Origin of the sequence: Aquabacterium sp. CECT 9606 (assembly GCF_918741295.1) — a bacterium.
In the GTDB taxonomy this organism is placed as follows: Bacteria; Pseudomonadota; Gammaproteobacteria; order Burkholderiales; family Burkholderiaceae_C; genus Aquabacterium.
In genome coordinates, this window is the sequence record NZ_CAKKNB010000004.1 from 698,947 (window position 1) to 719,916 (window position 20,970).

Consider the following 20,970-nt stretch of genomic DNA (forward strand, 5'->3'; position numbering starts at 1 on the left):
ATGACTTAAGATGCCCTGTGCCGAATTCTGGCACCACATCGTTCGTTGGGAGAATTTGAATCATGAATCCGGTCAAGGGCATTGGGATTGTGCTGATCGTGGCGGGCACGCTCGGTTTGGTGTACGGTGGCGTGAGCTATACCAAAGAGCATCAGGCGGCCAAGATTGGCCCCATCGAGCTGTCCATGAGCCAGAAAGAAACCGTGGCCATCCCCACCTGGTTGAGCGTGGGCGCCATTGTGGTGGGCGCGGCGTCGCTGCTCTTGTCCAGCAAACGTTGAGCCCATTCCTGCCTCGGTTGATTTCATGACGGAGACGTTGTCACCAGCCATCGACGCGGCGCGCATTTTGTCTGCCCGCCGTGCTTCCGGTGAGCAAGGGGCGCGCCTGCCCGAAGCATGCCGTCCGCGATCCCTGGACGACGCTTTCGCCATCCAGGCCGCAGTCACCCACGAGTTGTCGGGGCACATTGGCGCCTGGAAATGCGCTCTGCCGCAAGACGGGCGTTTGACCGCAGCTCCCATCTATGCCAGCACGGTTCACACCGGCCGCCTGTGCCCGGTGTTGGCACGTGATGGCCTGGTGAGGGTGGAGCCAGAGCTGGCATTCATTCTGGGCCAAGACCTGCCTGCCCGCGCTGTGCCCTACAGCCCTGAAGAGGTGGATGCCGCGATCGTGCGCACGCACATCGCCCTTGAATTGATCGACAGCCGCTACACCCCTGGCGAGGCTGCCCAAGCCAGCTTTGCCGAGAAGCTGGCCGATGGCTTAGTCAACCAGGGGCTGTTCCTGGGCCCGCAGGTCGATGCCGTGCGGGCCAGCACCGCCTCAGACTTGTCGATTCGCGTGCGCCAGGATTTGGATGCCGAGCAGGTGCACGAAGGGCACCACCCCAACGGCCAGCCTCGTGCGCCGCTGCATTGGCTGGTCAATTTCCTGCGCGGGCGAGGGCGGGGCCTGCTGGCCGGCCAGGCGGTGATCACAGGCTCTTACGCGGGCAGTTTCAGCCTATCATTGGGCCAGGACATCGTCATCCAGTATGGCGATCTGGGCGCATTGACCGTGCATTTCACCCGCCTGATCCAGGGCCAGTTCAGTGAGCCGTCCACGCAGCAGTGAGGCCGTGCGCGCCTGGGTGGACGCGCTGCGCCGCCAAGCCGACAAAGCCACCTTGATGCAGTTGCCGCCTTTGCTGGGAGAAGACGCTGCCCGTGTGATGGCGTTGCTGCGGGCCAGTGCCGATGACCCCGTCCCCGACATCCTGGCGTCAGTTCAAGCGCGCCGCGAGGCCCTGGGGCACTTCCGCCCCCGGCTGACCTTGCAAACCCTGACCCGCGGTGATGGTCTGCTGGGCATGAGGCCATCGGGCCTGTTCGGGCCACGCGGCGGCAATGTGACTGTGGCTCGCATTGACTGGGCCTACACCACTGACGATGGCCTGCGCTGGGAAACGCCCGCGCCCACGGCCTTGCTGAACAGCCGCCCCAAGGCCTTGCAGCCCTTGGTGGACGGGGTTGGTCAGCCCATGACGATGCGGCGGGATCTGGGCGCCGAGGCCGATGCGCTGGACACCATCCGCGCCTTGGGCTTCCACCCCTTGCCGCCAGACGCCTTGCAATGGCGCATGGCCAACGGGGAGGGCGAGCATGACCATCTTTGGTCCTTGCTGCAGGAAGAATTCTTCGGGGACTTCTGGGCTGACCAGGCGCCGGGCTTGCAGGCCCAGGGCTGGACGGTGGTGGTGCGCCCCGGTTTCGCGCATGAAAGCGTGCCCGTCGAGGCCTGGCGCCTGATCGTCGATTCCGAAACCGGCGAGGTGCTGGGCAAGGAAGTGGCCTCGCGCCTTCGTGGGCGCGCCGCCTTGCCCGATGGCCTGGGCCTGGGCAGGCGGGAAGGCTCCTGGCTCCTGTCCCTCGGGGTCGAGATCGAGGGCCAGACCCTGGACCTGTCGCCCTTGCTGGCTGACTTGTTGCGCCGCGATGCCCGCTGGCTGGACGCCGACAAGGTGGCCGCCATCGATGATCTGGCGCTGATCTCTCTGCGTGCGCCGGGTGGCAAGCGCATCCACGCCTTGGCCGCGCCGCTGAAGGTCATCGTGGGCGCCATGCTCGATTTGCTGACCGACCCCAGGCGCGTCGATGGGCCCCTGCGCCTGTCGCCTTGGGATGCCCACCGTGTTGATGATTTGCGCTTGAGCCTGCTCGACACGCAAGCCGAGCGCGCAGGCGTGCATGGCGCCTGGCAACTGCAAGGCGCCGCTGGTTTGCAGGCCCTGGCCCGGCGCCTGGAAGGGGCGGGCGAGCCTCGCCCGGTGGCGGCCCCATCGGGCTTGAGCATCACCTTGCGCCCTTACCAATTGCATGGCGTGGCCTGGCTGCAATACCTGCGCGAGCACCACCTCGCCGGCATCCTGGCCGACGACATGGGGCTGGGCAAAACGGCGCAGGCCCTGGCCCACATCCTGATCGAACAGCAGGCCGGGCGGCTCGACCGGCCGGTGCTGGTGGTCGTGCCCACGTCGCTGGTCTTCAACTGGCAGGCCGAAGCGAAGCGCATGGCCCCTGGCCTCAAAGTGCTGACCCTGCAGGGCAGCAAACGCGCCGACGATTTCGCCCGCATGCCCGATCACGACATCGTGCTGACCACCTACCCTTTGCTGTGGCGAGACATCCGGATGCTGGAAGCCCAGCCCTTCCACCTGGTGATCCTGGATGAAGCGCAGACGGTGAAGAACGCGTCCAGCCACAGCGCGCGGGCGGTGCGGCGCCTGCACACCCGCCACCGCCTTTGCATGACCGGCACACCGCTTGAAAATCACCTGGGTGAGCTGTGGGCACAGTTTGACTTTTTGATGCCCGGCTTTCTGGGTGATTCGCGCAGCTTTCACCGCCTGTGGCGCAAGCCGATCGAAGTCGGCGGCGAGACCTTGCGAGCCGAGCTGTTGGCCAAGCGTGTGCGGCCTTTCATCCTGCGGCGGCGCAAGCAGGATGTGGCCACCGAGTTGCCACCCAAGACCGAGGTGATCAAGCGCTTGCAGTTGCAAGGCCGCCAACGTGACTTGTATGAAAGCGTGCGCCTGGCCGCCGACGAACAGGTGCGCCGTGTCATGCAGCGCAAAGGCTTCGCGGGCGCGCAGATCACCATCCTGGATGCTTTGCTCAAGCTGCGCCAGGTGTGCTGCGATCCCTACCTGCTCAAGGGCGAGCAAACGCCCAAGACCATGGAGCGCGCCAAGCTGGAAGTGCTGCTGGACATGCTGCCCGAGTTGGTCGACGAAGGCCGGCGCGTGCTGGTGTTCTCGCAGTTCACCGAGATGCTGGGATTGATCGAGCAGCAACTCGATGCCTTGCACTTGCCCTGGTTGGCCCTGACCGGCCAGACACCGCCCTCAAAGCGCGGCGAGGTGGTGGCGAGTTTCCAGAACAAGGAGGCGCCCATTTTGCTGATCAGCCTGAAGGCCGGTGGCGTGGGCCTGAACCTCACCGCTGCCGACACCGTGATCCATGTCGATCCCTGGTGGAACCCGGCCGTGGAAGACCAGGCCACGGCCCGCGCGCACCGCATCGGGCAGGACCAGCCGGTGTTTGTCTACAAGCTGGTGGTGGAGGGCAGCATCGAGGAGCGCATCCTCGAGCTGCAGTCGCGCAAGGCCGCTTTGGCCGAGGGCGTGTTGGGCAGCGATGGTGCCGCCACGCCCAAGTTCAGCGTGGCCGACCTAGACGCCTTGCTGGCGCCCTTGGCCCCGCCGCGGTGAACCGGGCGTGCAACACCAGGGCGGCCGCCACGGTGGCCAGCAGATGCTTGAGCGTGTGCCCGCTCACCAGCAGCACGTTGTCGAGGATGGTGTGGTCGGCTAACTCGCAGGCCTTGGCCATCACATAGCAGACCATGGCCAGCAGAAAGGCCCGGCGTTGTGCCCAAGGCGCCCCGGCTTGCCATTGCACGATGGGGATTAGCACCAAGGGCATCAGCTGAAGCAGCAGGTAAGGGCGCAAATCGTTCGCGCCCAGCAAGTCGGTGTAACGCCACCAACCCACGCTGGTCACGCCCAGCAAAGCCAGGACCGGGGTGATCCAGCGGCCGGCCCCCAAGTGCTCGCGCCCGATGGCGGCCAGCAGCCCCGCGCAGGCCAAGGCGATGGGCAAGCGGTCCCACACCAGCCGGGCGTTGTCCGGGGCCAGGTGGTACCAGCCTGATCCCAGCGCCGTGAGCAGCAAGGCGGCGAAGAACAGGCGGTAACCGGCATGCTCCGGGCGGCGTGGCAGCCCGCCAGGGTGCCGTTGGAGCAGGCCCCAAAGGCCCACGATGGCAAAGCCTAGGTTGGACAGCACGTTGGCGGTATGCGGGATGCCGAGCCACCCACGCCGGTCGGCAAAATGGTGGTAGTCGACCAGTTGGTGGATCGGGCCGTGCCAGCCCATCGCGGTGAGGGCGATGAGCAGCATCAGTCCTGGCAACACGTGGCGTGATCGAAGTGAAGGCGATGGCATGGGGGCTCCCTGTTGGCATGGTTCTGAAGCAGAACGTGGCCGCACTGTGCCCAGCCTTGAAAGGCGCGCAAAGCGATCTCTGCCAGGTGGATCCGGGCAAGTCCATGGGTATCGGCCAGCGATACCGCGGCGCTCATTTGGAAAAGCACAAAGATTTCTGGCAGAGTCCGCAGCAGTTCAACACAGGGGTGGGTATGCGCTTCATTTCCAGGTCGGCGATTGCCGCCATTGCGGGCTTCCTGAGCAGCGTGGCGATCGCGGCGCCTTTGGCCAAAGGTGACATCCCCGCGACTTTGAAGGATTGGGTGCCGTGGGCCATGCATGGGCAAGAAGCGCTGCTGTGCCCGGCGCCCTACAACGGGGACCAGGCCAAGGCTTGCGTCTGGCCCTCTCTGCTGGAGTTGCGCGCGGGCCCGGCAGGGGCCACCTTCCGGTTTGAGGTCCAGGTGTTTGGTGGCGCCGCGTTGGTGCCCCTGCCTGGTGAAGCCGCGCGCTGGCCTCAGGACGTCAAGGCTGGCGGGCGGGCACTGGCCGTCTCCGAGGCCGATGGTCGGCCAGTGGCCCTGCTCGAGCCCGGCAAGCATGTGCTGGAAGGGGGCATTGCCTGGAAGGACATGCCGCAGGACCTGACCGTGCCCAAAGGCGTGGGCAGTGTGGTGCTGTGGTTGGATGGTGCGCAAGTCAGCCGTGCGCCGGATGCCGAGGGCCGCCTGTGGCTGAAGCAGGCCCCGCAAGCGGCGCAGAGCAACGACGCGCAAACCGTGCACACCACGCGTCTGGTGGACGACCAGGTGCCATTGCGCGTCACCACACACTACGACCTTGCCATCTCGGGCAAATCGCGCGAGATCGAACTGCCCATGGCCCTGCTGCCAGGCCTGGTTGCCGAATCGCTTGACAGCCCTTTGCCCGCGCGCCTGCAAGACGACGGCAAGCTGGTGGTTCAAGTGCGGCCCGGTAACTGGTCGATTGAGTTGCGGGCTCGGCTCATGTCGCCCGTGCAGGCCTTGACCTTGCCCAAAGGTGCGGCGTCGCCTGAAGAGACCTGGTCGTTTGTGGCGCACAACGACGTGCGGCTGGTGAGCGTGGAAGGTGCGGTGTCCGTGGACCCCAAGCAAGTGGCCATGCCCGAGCCCTGGCGTGCCTACCCCGCTTACCGTTTGCGGCCCGGCGACACCCTGAAGCTGGTGCAGACCCGCCGCGGCAACCCCGTGCCCAACCCCGACAGCTTGGGCATCGCGCGCGAGCTGTGGCTGGATTTCGATGGACGGGGCTACACCGTCCACGACGAGATCACCGGCACCTTGTCCCGGTCCTCCCGGTTGGAGTTGGCCGCGCCCGGCGTGCTTGGCCGCGCCTCGCTGGGCCAGGACGATCAATCGATCACCCGCCTGAAAAGCCCTGGGCCCGAGGGCCTGGAGGTGCGCACAGGCGCGGCCCGTTTGAGTGCCGACAGCCGCGTGGTGGGCGATGTGCGCACTTTGCCGGCCTCGGGTTGGGCGGTTGATTTCAACAAGGCCTCGGCCGTGTTGAACCTGCCTCCAGGCTGGCGTTTGCTGCACGTTGGCGGTGTCGACAGCGCCGGGGGCTCCTGGGTGTCACGGTGGACCTTGTGGGACTTCTTCTTCGTGCTTTTGAGTGCCCTGGCCGCCGGCAAGCTGTTTGGCTGGAAGCGTGGTGCCTTGCTGGGCGCCGCGCTGGTGGTGTCCTGGCACATGCCGGGGGCACCGCAATCGTTGTGGCTGCTCATGCTGGCTTGTCATGCGCTCACCAAGGTTTTGCCTTCGGGCAGGTTCCTGGTGCTGTCGACCTGGGCGGCGCGGGCCTGCGCGGGCTTGATCGCCTTGGTGTTGTTGCCGTACGCCGTGCAGCAGGTTCGCCTGTCGATGTACCCTGCGTTGGAGCGGCCTTGGCAAACCATGGGCGAAGCCCGGGGTGAGCGCGACCAGGCCGCCTCCGAGGCCGGGGACGCGGCCATGGCCGAAGCCCCACTGGCCGAAGCCGACGGTGCGCCACCGGCGTCCATGAGCAGCCGCCCTTACAGCCTCGGCAAGTCACTGGCGGTGCCCGCGCCGGCGCGCCAGCAAATTGAGCAGCGCCCGCAAGAGCAAGACCCAGGCGCCAAAGTGCAGACCGGTCCGGGTTTGCCCACTTGGCAATGGAACGCCCATCGGCTGGGATGGCAAGGCCCCGTGCAGCAGTCGCAATCCCTGCGCCTGTTCTTGTTGCCGCCGGCCGGCACGGTGGTCTTGCGCTTGGGTGGCTTGGCACTGCTGGTGATGGCCCTGTTGAGTCTGGTCGGCAAGACGCCCTGGTGGCCGACTCGCCGCGGCACACAGGTGCCCATCTCTGCGCAAGGCGCTGTCCTGACGATGTTCCTGCCCTGGGTTTGTGCCGCCATGTTGGTGGGCATGCAGGGCGATGCGCGGGCGGCCGAGCCTGCCCCCCCGGTTTCTCCCACGCCCGTGGCGCCACCGGCCAGCGCCCTGCTGGACGAGTTGCGCGGCAAAGTGACCGCGCCCCCCGATTGCATGCCCCGTTGTGCCGATGTGCCGCGTCTGTGGTTGGTGGCGAACGGCTCCCGCATCCAGCTGCGTATCGAGGCCCATGCCCTGGCCGACGTCACCATGCCACTGCCAGGGCAGGGCGTGAATTGGCGGCCGGCTCAAGTCACGGTGGGTGGCCTGCCTGCGGTGATCCGCCGCGACGACGCGGGTGCCTTGTGGATCGCCTTGAGCAAAGGCGTGAACCAGGTCGTGCTTGAAGCCGATGTGGGCAACGCCTCGGCGGTCGACATCTCGTTGCCCATGCCTGTGCGCGAGGTCAAGTCGCAGACTCAGGGCTGGACCCTGGCCGGCCTGGATGCACGTGGCCTGGCCTCCGGCGCCTTGAGCTTGTCGCGTGAGGCCTCTTCGGCGCCCTCCGACGACCGGGGTACGCAGCGCGACGCCTTGCCCCCATTTGTGCGCGTCGAGCGCACCATCCACCTGGGCCTGCGCTGGACGATCGAGACGCACATCCAGCGCATCACGCCCAGCTTGTCGCCGCTCAGGGTCAAGGTGCAGCTGGTGAATGGCGAATCGGTCAACGATGGTGGTGTGCAGGTGCAAGATGGCGTGGCCACGGTGCAATTGGGCGCCAACGATTCGGCCGACTTTGTCAGCACCTTGAAAGAGTCGCCCAAGCTGTCCTTGAACAGCACCAAGGAGCCACACCAGATTGAAGTCTGGAAGCTGGACGCCTCCACGCAATGGCACGTGGGCTTGTCGGGCATCGCGCCCGTGGTGCACCAGGAGGCCGGGCGCTGGATGCCCACCTGGCAACCCTGGCCAGGCGAGCAGGTGGCCATTGAAGTAGTCAAGCCTGCCGGCGTGGCGGGCCAGACCTTCACCGTGGACCGCGTGGACACCGAGGTGAACCCCGGCGCGCGTGCCACCGACGTGTCCGCACAAACGGCTTTGCGCTCAAGCCAGGGCGGCAACCACCGTTTCCAGTTGCCCGCGGGCGCCGAGCTGCTGGCCGTCTCCGTCGATGGCCAGGTCTTGCCGGTGCAACACCAGGCCGGCGCCGTGATGGTGCCGATCACGCCTGGCGCCCACGTGGTCAAACTGGATTGGCGCGAGCCACGGGGCATGACCTGGTGGTTCAAATCCCAGGCCTTGGATGTGGGCGCCGCGGGCGTCAACGACCGCACGTCCATCAACGTGCCTGCCGACCGGGTCGTGTTGGCCGTGGGTGGCCCGTCGGTGGGCCCGGCGGTTCTGTTCTGGGGCGTGTTGATCGTGATCATCGCCGTGGCGTGGGGTTTGGGCCGATCCGGGTTCACGCCGCTCAGCGCGGTGTCATGGGCATTGCTGGGCCTGGGCATTGCCCAAATCTCACTCATCGGCATCGCGGTGGTGGTGGGGTGGTTCCTGGTGATGGAGGCGCGGCGGCGGTTCGGGCCCTCTGTGAGCCGGCGCTGGTTCATCGCCGCACAGATCACCGTTGCCTTGTGGGGCTTGATCGCCGCCGGTGTTTTGCTCGAAACCGTCCGGGTCGGCCTGCTGGGTTATCCGGACTTGATGGTGCTGGGCAACGGCTCGGACGCGGCTCACCTCCATTGGTATGCGGATCGGTTCGCGGCGACCACGGCCCAAGCCTGGGTGCTGTCGGCGCCGGTGCTGGTTTACCGGGTGCTCATGTTGCTGTGGGCGCTTTGGTTGTCTGCCTCTTTGCTGCGGTGGGTGAAATGGGCGTGGGAGTGTTTCAGCGCGGGCGGCCATTGGCGGGATAATCCGAAACCCCCGCAGGCTCCCCCTGTTTGACTTCAACCACAAGGACCCCAGTGTTCAAGAATTTGACGGTGTATCGCATCGGGCCCGATTGGTCGGCCTCGGTGGCTCAGATGGAAGAAAGCCTGTACAAGGCCCGGTTCGTGGAATGTGGCGCCACCCAGCAGCAATCGTCTGGTTGGGTGGAGCCGCGCGGCATCAAGCACGCGCCCCTCGTTGAAAAAGTGGGCGGCCAGTTGTTGCTCAAGCTCATGATCGAACAACGCGTGCTGCCCGGTGCCGTGGTCAAGCGCCGCACCGAGGAGATCGCAGCCAAGATCGAGCAGGACACAGGCCGCAAGCCCGGCAAGAAGCAAACCAAGGAGATCAAGGAGCAGGCCATGCTGGAGCTCCTGCCCATGGCCTTCACCAAGCAGGCGTCCGTCAATGTCTGGATCGACCCCGATCAGCGCCTGCTGCTGGTGGATTCAAGCAGCCAGGGCAAGGCCGATGAAGTGGTGGGCTTCCTGGTCAAGACGCTGGAGACCATCGCCGTCAGCCAATTGCACACCAAGCAGTCGGCCGCCGTGGCCATGTCCGAGTGGCTGGTCAGTGGCGAACCGCCCGCATCCTTCACCGTGGACCGCGATTGCGAGCTGAAATCGGCCGACGAAATGAAATCCGTGGTGCGTTATTCAAGGCATCTGCTCGACATCGACGAAGTGCGCCAGCACATCACCAGCGGCAAAGTGCCCACCAAGCTGGGCATGAGCTGGGAGGGGCGGGTCTCCTTCATGCTCACCGACACCATGCAGATCAAGAAGCTCACTTTTCTGGACGTGGTGTTCGAAGGCCAGAAGGCGTCCAGCAAGGACGAAGCTTTTGACGCCGATGCGGCCATTGCCACGGGCGAGTTGAGCCAATTGATCCCCGACCTGGTGGATGCCTTGGGCGGCGAGCAGCTCATCGGCGGCTGATTGGCTGCTTTCGTGTCGGCGCAGTCTTACAAGGCGGCGCGACATGCGCTGATGCCGCATGGCGGAGGCGGGGCCCAGAATCGCTTCAAAACGGAGACCACTTCATGAACACCATTACCCATACCCCCACCCGCGGCCGCTTTGCCCAGCGCGCCATCGCCATCGTTTCCCTGACCGCCTTGCTGGGCGCGTGCGCCGACATGACCGACACCCAGCGCCGCACTGGCACGGGTGCCGCCATTGGCGCGGCGACGGGCGCCGTGATCGGCTCCACCACAGGCGGCAAGGCTGGCACGGGTGCCCTGATTGGCGGTGCTTTGGGCGCCATTGCCGGCAATGTGTGGTCGCGCCACATGGACTCGCAAAAACGGGCCATGGAGCAAGCCACCCAAGGCACGGGTGTTGAAGTGACCCGCACCAACGACAACCAGCTCAAGCTGAATGTGCCAGCCGATGTGTCTTTTGATGTGGGTCGCGCCGACATCAAGCCGGAGCTGCGCAACGTGCTGGAGCAATTCGCCAATGGCTTGAAGACACAGCCCAACACCTTGGTGAACGTGGTGGGCCACACGGACAACACTGGCTCTGATTCGGTGAACGAGCCCTTGTCGCGTGAGCGTGCTCAAAGCGTCAAGTCCTTCCTGGTGGACCGGGGCGTGGGCAGCTCGCGGATCGACACGCAAGGCCGTGGTGCCCGCGAACCCATTGCCGACAACGGCAGCGCCGATGGTCGTTCACGCAATCGCCGCGTCGAGATCTTCCTGCGCGAGCCCGCCAGCGGCGCTAGCTGATCGTTCAGGCCAGGCCGGCCTGGAACAAGGCATCACCTGCCAACATCGGGTCCTTGGTTTCTTCATACGCCTTGATCCACACTGGGTAGCTGTGGATCACCGCGTGCTGCCAAGGGTGGAAACCGGGCTTGAAGTACGCCAGCAGCTTCAGCATGTTCTTGGAGAACAGGCCGTTGATGCCGTACAGGAAATTCAGGCCCTTCAGCGTCATGAAGAAGCGCTGAGTGCGCGTGAAGCCATCGTCGCGCAAGAAGCGATTCGTCAGGCGCAGGCTGTCTTTCACGACCTTGTACATGGCGTGGACCAGGGCTGTGCAGCGCAAGATGTAGCCGACCTTGGCCACCTTGGTCATCACGTCGTAGGCCACGGCCTTGTGCTCCATCTCTTCGATCGCGTGCCAGGCCCACATGGCCCGCACCTTTTCGTGCGCGGGCGCCATCACTTCACGCTCCGCGAACAGCGACTCGGCCATCATCGCGGTGAAGTGCTCGAAGGCCGCGGTCAGGGCCAGGTTGTAGGCGGGTGAATACTTCTTTGTGTAGTCATCGAACAGGTTCTTGACCTCGACCACCAGGCCATCGACCGACAAGCCTTGCTCGCGTAACACGGCGTTGTACTGCGTGTGGGCGATGCCGTGCTGGCCTTCCTGGCGCGAAAAGTCCTTCACGTCCTGGTTCAGCTTGGGGTCGGTGATGAGGTGGCGAAAGGCGCGCACGCTGGTGATGAAATAACGTTCTCCATCCGGAAAGGCGGCTTGCATGCCGTCGAACACGCGGGTCTTGAATGGATCGCCGCCGAACCAGAAGCGGGGCAGATCGCCGTCCAGCTGGAAGTCCAGCTTTTCGCGCGGCACGATGTGTTCGGGTTTGCTGGGGTGTGGCGTCATGGGTCGTCCTCGGGTGTTACTGCTTCATCAGTCTAGAAATGGCACCACGCGGTGGCGATGGCATTCAACGACAGCGAGGAACCAACGGCGACACGCCATGATCAGCGCGTGTTGGTGAGTTAAGGTCGGGCACGGGTTAACTTTGAGATGAGCTTGCTTCATGAGTGAGGGCGATTTCCTCAACTTCTACGTCATGTCCACCTTGTCCAAGGCTGGCGCGCGCTGTGGCTTCAACATGCAAGAAGCCGTGAGCCGCGCGCAGATCAACGTCGAGGTGTTCGACAGCCATTTGTCCAAGCTCAGCCTGGGCGCCCTGCGGCGCTTGTTCGAGGTGTGCGAGGCTGCGACCGAAACCGCCTACTTTCCACTCGTGCTGGGCGACACCTACGGCTTTGATGCGATCCCTGAGGTCGACACCTTCATCGCCACCTGCGCCACCTTGCGGGCCGGCATGATGGCGCTGGACTGGATGCCGCACATCGTGCACCCCGCGCTGCGCCTGCAGACCTCGGAAGACGCGTCCACCTTCAACGTGACCCTGAGGGTCGAGGGCGATGAGCCCGTCCACCCAGGCGTGGTCGAGGCAGCGCTCACCTGCATCGTGAAGTTCGCCCGGATGATCTCGCCGCGTGAAGACCCGCTGCGCGAGGTCTGGTTCCAGCACGGTCCGCAAGTTGATCCGCGTGTGTATGGCTCGTATTTTGGTGTGCCTGTGCGCTTCAACCAGGGCGAGAACCGTTTGATCAACGCGTCCAGCAGCCTGGACACGCCGCTCAAGGGTGGTTTCCCATCGCTCAATGCGCAGGCGCAGTTGATGGTCGAGCAACGCCTCAGGAAGCTGAGCGAGCAGGGCAGCTTGACCGCCCGCCTTGAGCAGTTGCTGTCCTTGCGCACCGACCTGTTGGGCGCCAAGGTGGACGAGGTGGCGGTGCTGCTGGAGCTGCACCCCCGCACCCTGCAACGGCGCCTGAAAGAAGAGGGCGAGGGCTTTGCCGAGGTGCAGACCCGCGTGCGCCATGACCGCGCCCGCAAGCTCCTGCACGGCACCGATCTGGACATCGAAGCCATCAGCCTCAAGCTGGGCTTTCAAGACCGGCACAGTTTCACGCGGGCCTTCACGCGGTGGGAGGGCGTGTCGCCGGTGGTGTTCCGCCGGCCGATTGGCTGATCTCATTGCGATTATGCTGATCGCCCGCTCAATTTCGCACCAGCGTCCTTGCCCATGACCACCCCGCTTGCCCATGCTTCGACTTCCTTTGGCACCAGGCTTTCCAACTGGTTGGCCGCCTTCCGGCCAGCGCCCGTGGTGGTCAATGCGCAAGAGCGCCTGCGTGCGGTGGTTGGCGCGGTCATCGGCGTCTTGTTCGCGGCCGCACTCAGCCGGGTGATGGCGGACTCCAGCCCTGGCATGCCCTGGTTGGTGGCGCCCATTGGGGCCAGTGCGGTGCTGGTGTTTGGCGTGCCTGCCAGTCCCTTGGCTCAACCCTGGGCCGTGGTGGGCGGTAACACCTTGTCGGCCTTGGTGGGCATCGCGTGCGCCAACTGGATCGGTGATCCGGCGCTGGCCGGCGCCGTGGCCGTCAGCTTGGCCATTGGCTTGATGTTCAGCATGCGCTGCCTTCATCCGCCCGGGGGCGCCATGGCCTTGATTGCGGTGCTCACGCATGCCACGGCTTTCCATTGGGCCTTGTTCCCGGCCCTGGCCAATTCGGCCTTGCTGGTGGTGGCGGGCATTGTCTACAACTCGGCCACGGGGCGGCGCTACCCCCACGTGCAAGTGGCACCTCGGGCTCCGGACGATGAGGCGGTCAAATCGCGCTTCAGCTCGGCCGACATCGACGTGGTCCTGAGCCGCTACAACCAGGTGCTGGACATCAGTCGCGACGACCTGGAAAAGATCCTGCAGGAAACAGAGATGGAGGCTTATCGCCGGCAGTTGGGTGAGATCCGCTGTGCCGACATCATGTCGCGCGACCTCATCTCGGTCGAGTTCGGCACCTCCTTGCAAGACGCTTGGGCCCTGCTGCGCAAGCATGGCGTCAAGGCCTTGCCGGTGGTGGACAAACTGCGCCGCATCGTGGGCATCATCACGGTGGCCGACTTCATGCGGCATGCCAAGGTGGACGTGCATGAAAGCTTTGGCGAGAAGCTGCGTGAGTTCGTCAAACGCAGCACCACCATGCACTCTGACAAGCCCGAGGTGGTGGGCCAGATCATGACGCGGCAGGTGCGTGTGGCCAGCGCCGACCGCCATGTGGTCGAATTGATGCCTTTGTTCTCAGAGGGCGGGCATCACCACATCCCCATCATTGGCGAGAAGAACAAGCTGGTGGGCATCATCACGCAGTCGGACTTTGTCAAAGCCTTGCACCGAAGGGTTCAGCCTTGATGGTCACAAGTACAAGGCCAGCACCTCGGTAATCTCACCATCGGCCACCACCGGGATGGCGATCATGTCTTCGCCGATGGCCGGCACCCCCGTCAAGAAGACGCTGGCCAGGGGGTTGTGAGGTGAGTCCAGGGCAATCGGCTCAGCCGGTGAAGCCAAACTGCCTTGCGTCTCGCAAAACCCGAAGCTGCGCTCCAGGTGCTGGCGCGTGGCGTTGGGCGTCCAGCTCTCCAGCTTCTGGGCGATGGGTGTGCCCAAAGCCGACAGCAAGGTCATGACATAGACCTCTTCGGTCTTGGTGGGGCAGGGCAGGCCCAGCCCACGGGTGATGCCGGCCTCGGCGGCCGTGGCGCCGCGCAAGAAGCGGGGTGATGCGCCCAGGTCTTCCATGAACACGGCGGCGCCGCGTTGCCAGGCCAAGCCCGGCAGGCCGGTACCCCGCGGCAGGAAGGTGTCCTTGGACAAGATCTCGAACGAATCCGAGGCGGTGCCGTAATAGCCATCCACCAAGGTCATGTCGGTGGTGACGCGCGGGCTGTTGTGCCACAACTCGATGGCCCCGGCGCGGGCATCGGCGTTGCCGCCAAACAGCACCACCACGGCCTTCAAGGTCTTGCCCAAGAATATTGGCAAGGCGATGGCGCAGCTCAGCCCGGCATCCTGCGCCGCCGCCGTGCGGCGGAAGTGCAGACTGTCAAAGTCTTTCAACAAGATAGGCCGGCCTTCCTCCCAGGCTTGCCCCGGCAGGCCTTCGCCCAGGCCAAAGCACAGCGAGCGCGTGGCGGCGGCAAAGCCCTTGGCGGGGCCGAACAACCCGCCTCCAAACTCCAGCAGGGTTTGGTCGTGGTCGGGCAACCAGATTTCGGCAATGCGGATGAAGGATGGTTTCATGCGTTGGGACCGAGCAAGTTTTACGCCAGCCGAGGCGTTTTGGCGTCGTGGTCAGCTTTGCTAAAGTGGGCCTATGCCTGATGCCATCTGCCATGTCCATGAAGCCCCTGACGCCCTCACCCTGGCACAGGATCTGGCCCGTTTTGTGGCCGAGCGTCTGCAAGAAGGCGTGAGCCAGCGCGGGGCGGCCTTGCTGGTCGTTTCAGGCGGCAGCACCCCCATTCCATTCTTCAAAGCACTGGCGCTCACGGCCGTCGATTGGCCGAAGGTGAGCGTCACCTTGGCCGACGAGCGCTGGCTGCCGCCGGATCATGCCGACAGCAATGAGCGCCTGGTGAGGGCGCACCTGCTTCAAGGCTTGGCGAGCCAGGCGCGTTTTGTGCCGCTGAAAACAGCCGACGCCTTGGCAGCGCACGGCGTGCCCGAATTGGAGGTTGCCTTGCAGGCCTTGCCGTGGCCAGCCGATGTGGTCGTGCTCGGCATGGGGTCTGACGGCCACACCGCGTCGCTGTTTCCCGGGTCTGCGCAATTGGCCGAAGCCCTGGATGACGGACGCACGGCGCGTTGCCTGGCGGTCAGTGCGCCGCTTTTGCCCAATGTGCCGGTGGACCGCGTCAGTTTGAGCAAACGCGCCTTGCTGGACACGCGCCAGGTGGTGATCCACATCACCGGCTTGTCCAAACGCCAATTGCTTGAACAAGCCATGCGGGCCGGGCTGGCAGACCCTTTGCCAATCACCCTGGCTTGGTCCCGGGCGAATATACCCTGCCAAGTGTTTTATTCAAATTGATATTGGATTAGCTTGAATATTATTACGGGAAACTACTCTTTTTTAAAATATCTTAATATGCGATAATGCGTTTGACGTTCTGTATTAGGGTATTCAAGATGTTTTCGATGGATGGTTATTTCGCGCTCCCCTTTGTCTTGCCATATGCATTTGCTTTCTGGGGCGTGCTCATCTGGGCTTATTACATAGAGGGGGTTCAGCACAAGCGCAGCCAGCAAAGAATGGCCAAGCACGATGGGGCTGACAAGTACTCCGGCCTCGTCATTGCCATTGGCTCTACCGTTTTGCAATTCGCCGCTTTTGGCCTGACTTTCTACGCCCCTTGGCGCATCAGCGAGCCGCAGATCTACATTTATTTCTGGGCAGGCCTGGCCTTGGTGGTCACGGGGATGCTGCTGCGCAAGCACTGCTGGCGCGTGCTGGGCGAGTTTTTCACCCCCACCGTCACCATCGCCAAAGAGCACAAGGTGGTTGACAAAGGCGCCTACAAGTGGGTGCGCCACCCTTCGTACTCGGGTGCCATCATGACGGCAGTGGGCGTGGGTCTGGCTCTGGGCAACTACGGCAGCATCGCGGTCATGGTGATCGGTCACATTGCCATCTACATCTACCGAATCGAAGCCGAGGAAACCGCGCTGGAACGCGCCTTGGGCGAGGCCTACGCCAAGTTCAAGAGCAACCGCCGTCGCCTGATTCCCTTCGTGTACTGATCACCTTGAATGCCCGGGCCTCACAGCGGCCCGGGTTCAGGTTCAAGCGCCAAGCAAGGCGGCCTCCATCCCCGGAGTCCGCCTTATTTTTTGGCCCGCTCCATGGCGTTGAGCGCCGACTTGCCCACGTCGTAGCCCGCAATCTCCACCGATTGGCCAATGGCGGGCGGCTGCAGCTGGGTCACGCCGTCTTCCTTCCAGGCCAGGAAGCGCCACTGGGCGTCCTGAACAGAACTTGGGAAGCGGAACACCACCGTCTTGGGCGCACGGTCTTCGGTGATTTCTTCAACCAGCACCGAAATGTTGCCCATCTTGACGGTGTCGCCCACCTTGAACGGCTGCTTCTGCAGATCGCGTGTGATGGTGCCCCGAAAGCCCGTCGGCACCGACAGCCTGAGTGCGTTCTCTTCTACTCGGGTGAGTGTCATGGCCTGGTTGTTGGGGCCCAAGGCATGCATGGTGGCTGGGTTGCGCAGGCCGTGGTACTGGCGGATCAATGGGATGTAGTAGATGCTTTCGGCCGAAGGCAGGTTGATCAGCAGGAAGTGCTCTGCCTGATCGGCTTGGGCATTGGGGATGGCCAGCGGCGCTTGCGCTTCGCCGGCTTCGCCCAGTGCTTTCATGAAAGCCGACGTGCCCACCTTGGCGATCGGGAAGACGATCAGGTGGATGAAGCCGACCAGCAAGACGACGTTCTTGGCCGAGCCCAGGCCCCAGCCCATCAACTGCTGGCGGTTGCGCCAGGCCAGTATCAACATGATCGACAGCAGGCCGCTGGCGCCGATGTCGGAGTTGATGGTCAGTCGGTCAAAGGGGTAGCCTGCGCACGCTGGTGCCAGCGCCAGGATGGAGCCAACGGCATAAAAACGGGCCAGGGCAGAGCGAAATCCCCCCAAGGCGTGAACTGCCCATGCCAAGCCCAGCAAAGCCAAGGTGGCCGCGCCCGAGTACAGGTATTGCGTGCTGCGGCTGAGCTGCTCGAACATCACCGACGACACGCCAAACCACTGTGCCACCATCAGGGCGGGCAGGCGCAAAGCCAGGCTCACGGCAAACCCGCTGGCGTTGGACGCCGGGTCCACATAGCCCGGCGACCCGAAGCTGCCGTAACCCAGGTGGCTGTGCAAGGCCTTCCAGGCCAGCGCGATCACGATGAATGGAAGCAGGGCCTTGAACCTCACGCCCACCGACTTGCCGGGCTCCAGGAAGAGCGCGTAGGCCAGCAGATAGCCAGCGGTCTGGATGGAGGCCTCGGCGCTGAACAATCCCAGCACGAAGCAGGCGGCGGCCAAGCAGCCGTACCAAGCCGATTTGCCTTGGCGCCAATGGTGGTAGCCCAGCAGGGTCAGCACCATGAACAGGCCGGACAGCATTTGATTGCGGCTGGCCAACCAGGCCACCGCGAAGACGTGCAGCATGTTGCCGGCGAATAGCCAGGTGGCCAATCCGGCTTGCTGCCGGTCGGCGTCCAGATCGCGGAAAAGCTTGCCGATGAGCAAGATCATTAGCCCATACATGAGCAGGCTGTGCACGTGCATCAGCACGGGTGAATCAGGCCACCATTGGTAGTCCAGCTGCTGACTCAATTCCGCCAGGGGCCGCCAAAAGGCAATGCGCAAATGATCGTTGGCCCACCACACCAGCTTGCCAGAATCAATCATGGCCTGGTTGGCTGCGGCGTTGCCGTCGGCAAAGGTGAACAGCCCGAAAAGCGAGCCAGGTTGTGCATTGACCGACCGGCCGGTGAGCAAAGACCAGTGCAGGTAATCATCACCCAGCAGCCCCATGTTCATCGCCGGGGCGATCAGGAGCATCCCCACCAGGGCGGCAACAGGCACGCACCAGCGGCTAGAGAGAAATCTTCCCCACATGACCAAAATCCTTGGCAAAATATTCTATTTTACCCAGGCCGGTTTGATTCTCAATTCGAGTTTACCTTGATGATCCCCTGGGAAAGTCCCCTTCGGGGGCTGGTTTGTATTCTGGAAAAATCCGCCCTGTTCCTTTGTTTGATTGATTTTCGGAAGTTTCATGGGCAAGTTGCGGTCTACGTTGGTTTTAGAAAAACGCCTTCACGCGGGGCTGACAACATCCCGTCAATATCTGACCGGGCTGGATATTTTTCACACGCATGCCAATTTCCCGCTGGTTCTGATCTTCAAGAATGGCCTGGATCTGGCACTGGTCGAGCGTGCCCTGGTCGAAACCCTGAGGCACTATCCTCTGGTGGCGGGACGCTACAAGAAGGACGAGCACGGCCAGGTCTTTGTGGACGGCAATGATGCGGGCATCGATTTCCGGGTCCACCGCTGCGAGGGGAGCATGCCTTTTGGCTTGCACAACCCGCTGGGCAAGCGGGTCAACCAGTTGGTCAAACTGGTGATGCCGTGGCAAATGGTCGAGAAAGACGCGCCATTTGTACAGATCAACATCCACCAATACGAAGACAACGGGGTGGTGCTGTGCTGCTACGTGCCGCACTCATTGTTCGATGGCGCCAGCTTTTGGGGGTTCATGCTGGACTGGTCCAAGGCCTGCCGAGGCCTGGAAATCCAACCGTCGTCGTTTGACCGCACCGTGTTAATTGACGCAGGTAAGAGGCCCGTCGATGCCAGCCATGATCTGATGCATTCGCCGTCCATGTCCGGCTTGTTCGCTCTGTTCGCGAAGCTGGGTTGGCGCGCTGTGACGGACATGTCCCGAGAGGTTTTTCGCATCCCCGCGGAGACTGTTCAGAAGTGGAAGGATGAGGCCAAGGCTGAATTGCCAGGTTCGGATGGCTTGAGCACGGGCTCCCTGGTCGCGGCCTATGTGATGAAGGCCATTTCACCCGTGCTGCCCGCCGGGGTGGGGCGCAGTGTGGGCCTGGTGCTGGACCTGCGCTACAAGCGTCATCTGGGTGTGCCCCGCAACTATTTTGGCAATGCCTTGTGCTATGCCGAGGCGCGCTACAGCGAGCAGGAACTGGTGTTGGACAGCGTGCCTGTTCTTGCCGAAAAGTGCCGACCGGCGCCTGATGAGGTCACCACGGCGAGCCTGTTCAAGATGCTGGCGAAAATGGAGCTGTACCGTCAGAAGAAATCTGTGTGGAGGCTGCTTTTCAGGCCGACGGTGGAGACGCTCAAAGGCGGTCTCATCCTGAACAATTGCGTTCAGCTTCCGATCTACGACATCGACCTGGGAAATGGGACGCCCGATTGGTTTGAGATGCTTCCCGCGACCATTCGCATGCTCCTGGTGGTGCAGACCCCCCAGAAAGACGGCGGGGTTGATCTGCATCTGAGTGCGCGAAAGGCCGAATTGACGGCGTTGCGCGCGCGGCTGATGGCCGATGGGATCGATGTGGCGTCAGTGGGGTAGTTTCACGGACTGGGCTTGTTCCAGCAGTCGCGCATGGTCGGCAGGACGCAAGAAGCCTGCAGTCAAGAGCTTGTCTGCAGCCTGCTTGTACGCGAGCCAGTAGGCTTGATCGCTGGGGTAGCGCTTGCGCAAGGTGTCGTCATCCAAGGGGTTGGCGCTGCCACCCGCGATGCAGGCATAGCCACTCCAAAAGCTGATCTGGCTTGAGGGGAAGTTGCTGTACATGCCGTACTGGGCCAAGGGGACGTCCAGGTCGGGCAAACGCAGGCCACCCAAGGCATTGCCCACGTCATCGTTTTGAATGAAGCCCAAGCTGTTGCGTTGCATTCTGGGCGCGATGGGGGGGGGTGTGCCAACGCTTGCCCAGGTGCGCAAGGCATGCAGGGCGGCGTGGTTGAACAGCCTGCTCGGCAAGGTGTTGGATGGCTTGAAGCAGTGAGGCATGAATAGTCTGGCGCCATGGTCACCCGCAGTCAGCGTTTGTGCCTGCACGTGTTTGTCGAAATGCGAGGCCCCGGCGATTTCCCAGTGCCGCAGGCTGTCGGTGTCAGGTGTTTTGGAGAGTTGCCAACCCACCATGACCTCCATCTCGGTTGACACCTGGATGACGGGCGCCTGTGGCTCCGTTCGGTACTGCGGGCCGAAGATTCTGGCGCCTTTGTCGTCAATGGGCATGGCGACCGCGGCGGTGCTCAGCAGATAAAACCCATCGAACGCATGGGTCACCGGCTGAAAGGCATTGATGTAGGTGATGAGGTAAGAGCCCGATTGGGAGTAGCCCTGGGCCAGCAAACGAACCCGAGGTGACGTGGGCGTACCCCACTGGCTTGCAGCCTGGCGTATGGCGCGGGCGGCTTGCGTGTAGATGTCGTATGACAGGCTGTCATGAGCCACTTTGGCCTGTGCATAGCGGATTGGATTCGCCTTCTTGAGCGAGAGCACGCTGTCCGATTCGGTGCTCACGCCCACCCAGGCATAGCCCTCTCGCACGATCTCGTCTCGGGCCAGGATCCAGCCGCCATCCAGGTCAAAACCCAGCGCCGTGTTGAGCCATTCCACGACCACGGTCCCGTTGAAGCGAGCAGGGTCTTGCGGGCGGCGAACCACCACGCGGGTTTCATAGGACTGAGTCGCGCCCTGCGGCTTGACGGCCCAACGGCCATCCTTGCCCCAGTCGCCGTCGGTGGTATACGGCTGGGCCTGGCCTAGCAGCTTCCACTCCTGTTCGAGGTAGCCTTCCGTGGCCAATTGGGCTTGTCGGCTGATGTCGGATTGGCCGTGATCAGCGGCGGCCAGCCATCCGGGCGTGGCGGTGCTGGCTGCGGCGGGTGCCGCGATGGCACCTGTCAGGCCCATGCACAGCAGCAAGACCAACCGCCACGAAGCGCCCGCCACGTGCCATGCTTTGGGTTTTTTTCGCATACCCACAGGAT

At 63.6% G+C, this 20,970-nt stretch carries 16 protein-coding genes; 11 read left to right on the top strand and 5 right to left on the bottom strand.

The features are described from left to right. Nucleotides 1-62: 62 nt before the first annotated feature. The 3 genes from LQ232_RS20445 to LQ232_RS20455 are packed head-to-tail and all read left to right on the top strand — an operon-like array spanning nucleotide 63 to nucleotide 3,754. Complete coding sequence (locus LQ232_RS20445) at nucleotides 63-281, top strand: hypothetical protein (RefSeq protein ID WP_230182224.1); 219 nt, start codon at nucleotides 63-65, stop codon at nucleotides 279-281. Nucleotides 282-306: 25 nt separating this feature from the next. After that, nucleotides 307-1,119, top strand: coding sequence for a fumarylacetoacetate hydrolase family protein (locus LQ232_RS20450; protein ID WP_230182225.1), 813 nt, complete (start codon nucleotides 307-309; stop codon nucleotides 1,117-1,119). Nucleotides 1,120-1,174: 55 nt separating this feature from the next. Next, nucleotides 1,175-3,754, top strand: a complete 2,580-nt coding sequence (locus tag LQ232_RS20455) for a DEAD/DEAH box helicase (RefSeq protein WP_230182397.1) — start codon at nucleotides 1,175-1,177, stop codon at nucleotides 3,752-3,754. Here LQ232_RS20455 and LQ232_RS20460 read toward each other — a convergent pair. Next, a complete protein-coding gene (locus tag LQ232_RS20460; protein ID WP_230182226.1) occupies nucleotides 3,702-4,490 on the bottom strand; it encodes a hypothetical protein in 789 nt (262 codons plus the stop codon). The genes LQ232_RS20455 and LQ232_RS20460 overlap by 53 nt on opposite strands. A 194-nt stretch (nucleotides 4,491-4,684) precedes the next feature. Here LQ232_RS20460 and LQ232_RS20465 point away from each other — a divergent pair, with 194 nt between their 5' ends. The 3 genes from LQ232_RS20465 (at nucleotide 4,685) to LQ232_RS20475 (ending at nucleotide 10,511) form a co-directional block, all read left to right on the top strand. Next, a complete protein-coding gene (locus LQ232_RS20465) occupies nucleotides 4,685-8,797 on the top strand; it encodes a cbb3-type cytochrome c oxidase subunit I (RefSeq protein ID WP_230182227.1) in 4,113 nt (1,370 codons plus the stop codon). A gap of 20 nt (nucleotides 8,798-8,817) precedes the next feature. Then, nucleotides 8,818-9,720, top strand: a complete 903-nt coding sequence (locus LQ232_RS20470; RefSeq protein WP_230182228.1) for a recombination-associated protein RdgC — start codon at nucleotides 8,818-8,820, stop codon at nucleotides 9,718-9,720. 104 nt (nucleotides 9,721-9,824) lie between these two features. Beyond that, nucleotides 9,825-10,511 carry an OmpA family protein gene (locus LQ232_RS20475; RefSeq protein WP_371820330.1) on the top strand — a complete coding sequence of 229 codons (687 nt, stop codon included), beginning with the start codon at nucleotides 9,825-9,827 and terminating at the stop codon, nucleotides 10,509-10,511. 4 nt (nucleotides 10,512-10,515) lie between these two features. Here LQ232_RS20475 and LQ232_RS20480 read toward each other — a convergent pair whose 3' ends face one another. Then, the gene (locus tag LQ232_RS20480) at nucleotides 10,516-11,397 is read right to left on the bottom strand and encodes a metal-dependent hydrolase (RefSeq protein WP_230182229.1); all 882 of its coding nucleotides are present in this window, start codon (nucleotides 11,395-11,397) and stop codon (nucleotides 10,516-10,518) included. A 160-nt stretch (nucleotides 11,398-11,557) separates the two neighbouring features. Between LQ232_RS20480 and LQ232_RS20485 the strand changes: the two genes are divergently transcribed. Further along, entirely contained in the window at nucleotides 11,558-12,565 is a 1,008-nt protein-coding gene (locus LQ232_RS20485) for an AraC family transcriptional regulator (RefSeq protein ID WP_230182230.1), read from the top strand. Between the two features lie 54 nt (nucleotides 12,566-12,619). Beyond that, nucleotides 12,620-13,786 carry an HPP family protein gene (locus tag LQ232_RS20490; protein WP_230182231.1) on the top strand — a complete coding sequence of 389 codons (1,167 nt, stop codon included), beginning with the start codon at nucleotides 12,620-12,622 and terminating at the stop codon, nucleotides 13,784-13,786. A gap of 3 nt (nucleotides 13,787-13,789) precedes the next feature. Here LQ232_RS20490 and LQ232_RS20495 read toward each other — a convergent pair whose 3' ends face one another. After that, nucleotides 13,790-14,677: a GAF domain-containing protein gene (locus LQ232_RS20495; RefSeq protein ID WP_230182232.1), complete on the bottom strand. Its 888-nt coding sequence runs from the start codon at nucleotides 14,675-14,677 to the stop codon at nucleotides 13,790-13,792. 73 nt (nucleotides 14,678-14,750) lie between these two features. On the opposite strand from LQ232_RS20495, the gene pgl reads away from it, so the two are divergent. Further along, nucleotides 14,751-15,467: a 6-phosphogluconolactonase gene (pgl, locus tag LQ232_RS20500; protein WP_230182233.1), complete on the top strand. Its 717-nt coding sequence runs from the start codon at nucleotides 14,751-14,753 to the stop codon at nucleotides 15,465-15,467. 107 nt (nucleotides 15,468-15,574) lie between these two features. Further along, nucleotides 15,575-16,177 carry an isoprenylcysteine carboxylmethyltransferase family protein gene (locus LQ232_RS20505; protein WP_230182234.1) on the top strand — a complete coding sequence of 201 codons (603 nt, stop codon included), beginning with the start codon at nucleotides 15,575-15,577 and terminating at the stop codon, nucleotides 16,175-16,177. Nucleotides 16,178-16,260: 83 nt separating this feature from the next. Here the strand turns inward: LQ232_RS20505 and LQ232_RS20510 are convergent, their stop codons facing one another. Beyond that, nucleotides 16,261-18,048: a hypothetical protein gene (locus LQ232_RS20510; RefSeq protein WP_230182235.1), complete on the bottom strand. Its 1,788-nt coding sequence runs from the start codon at nucleotides 18,046-18,048 to the stop codon at nucleotides 16,261-16,263. Nucleotides 18,049-18,208: 160 nt separating this feature from the next. Here LQ232_RS20510 and LQ232_RS20515 point away from each other — a divergent pair, with 160 nt between their 5' ends. Further along, a complete protein-coding gene (locus tag LQ232_RS20515; protein ID WP_230182236.1) occupies nucleotides 18,209-19,537 on the top strand; it encodes an acyltransferase in 1,329 nt (442 codons plus the stop codon). Here LQ232_RS20515 and LQ232_RS20520 read toward each other — a convergent pair. Further along, nucleotides 19,526-20,959, bottom strand: coding sequence for an alpha/beta hydrolase domain-containing protein (locus LQ232_RS20520; RefSeq protein WP_230182237.1), 1,434 nt, complete (start codon nucleotides 20,957-20,959; stop codon nucleotides 19,526-19,528). The genes LQ232_RS20515 and LQ232_RS20520 overlap by 12 nt on opposite strands. Between the last annotated feature and the right edge of the window lie 11 nt (nucleotides 20,960-20,970).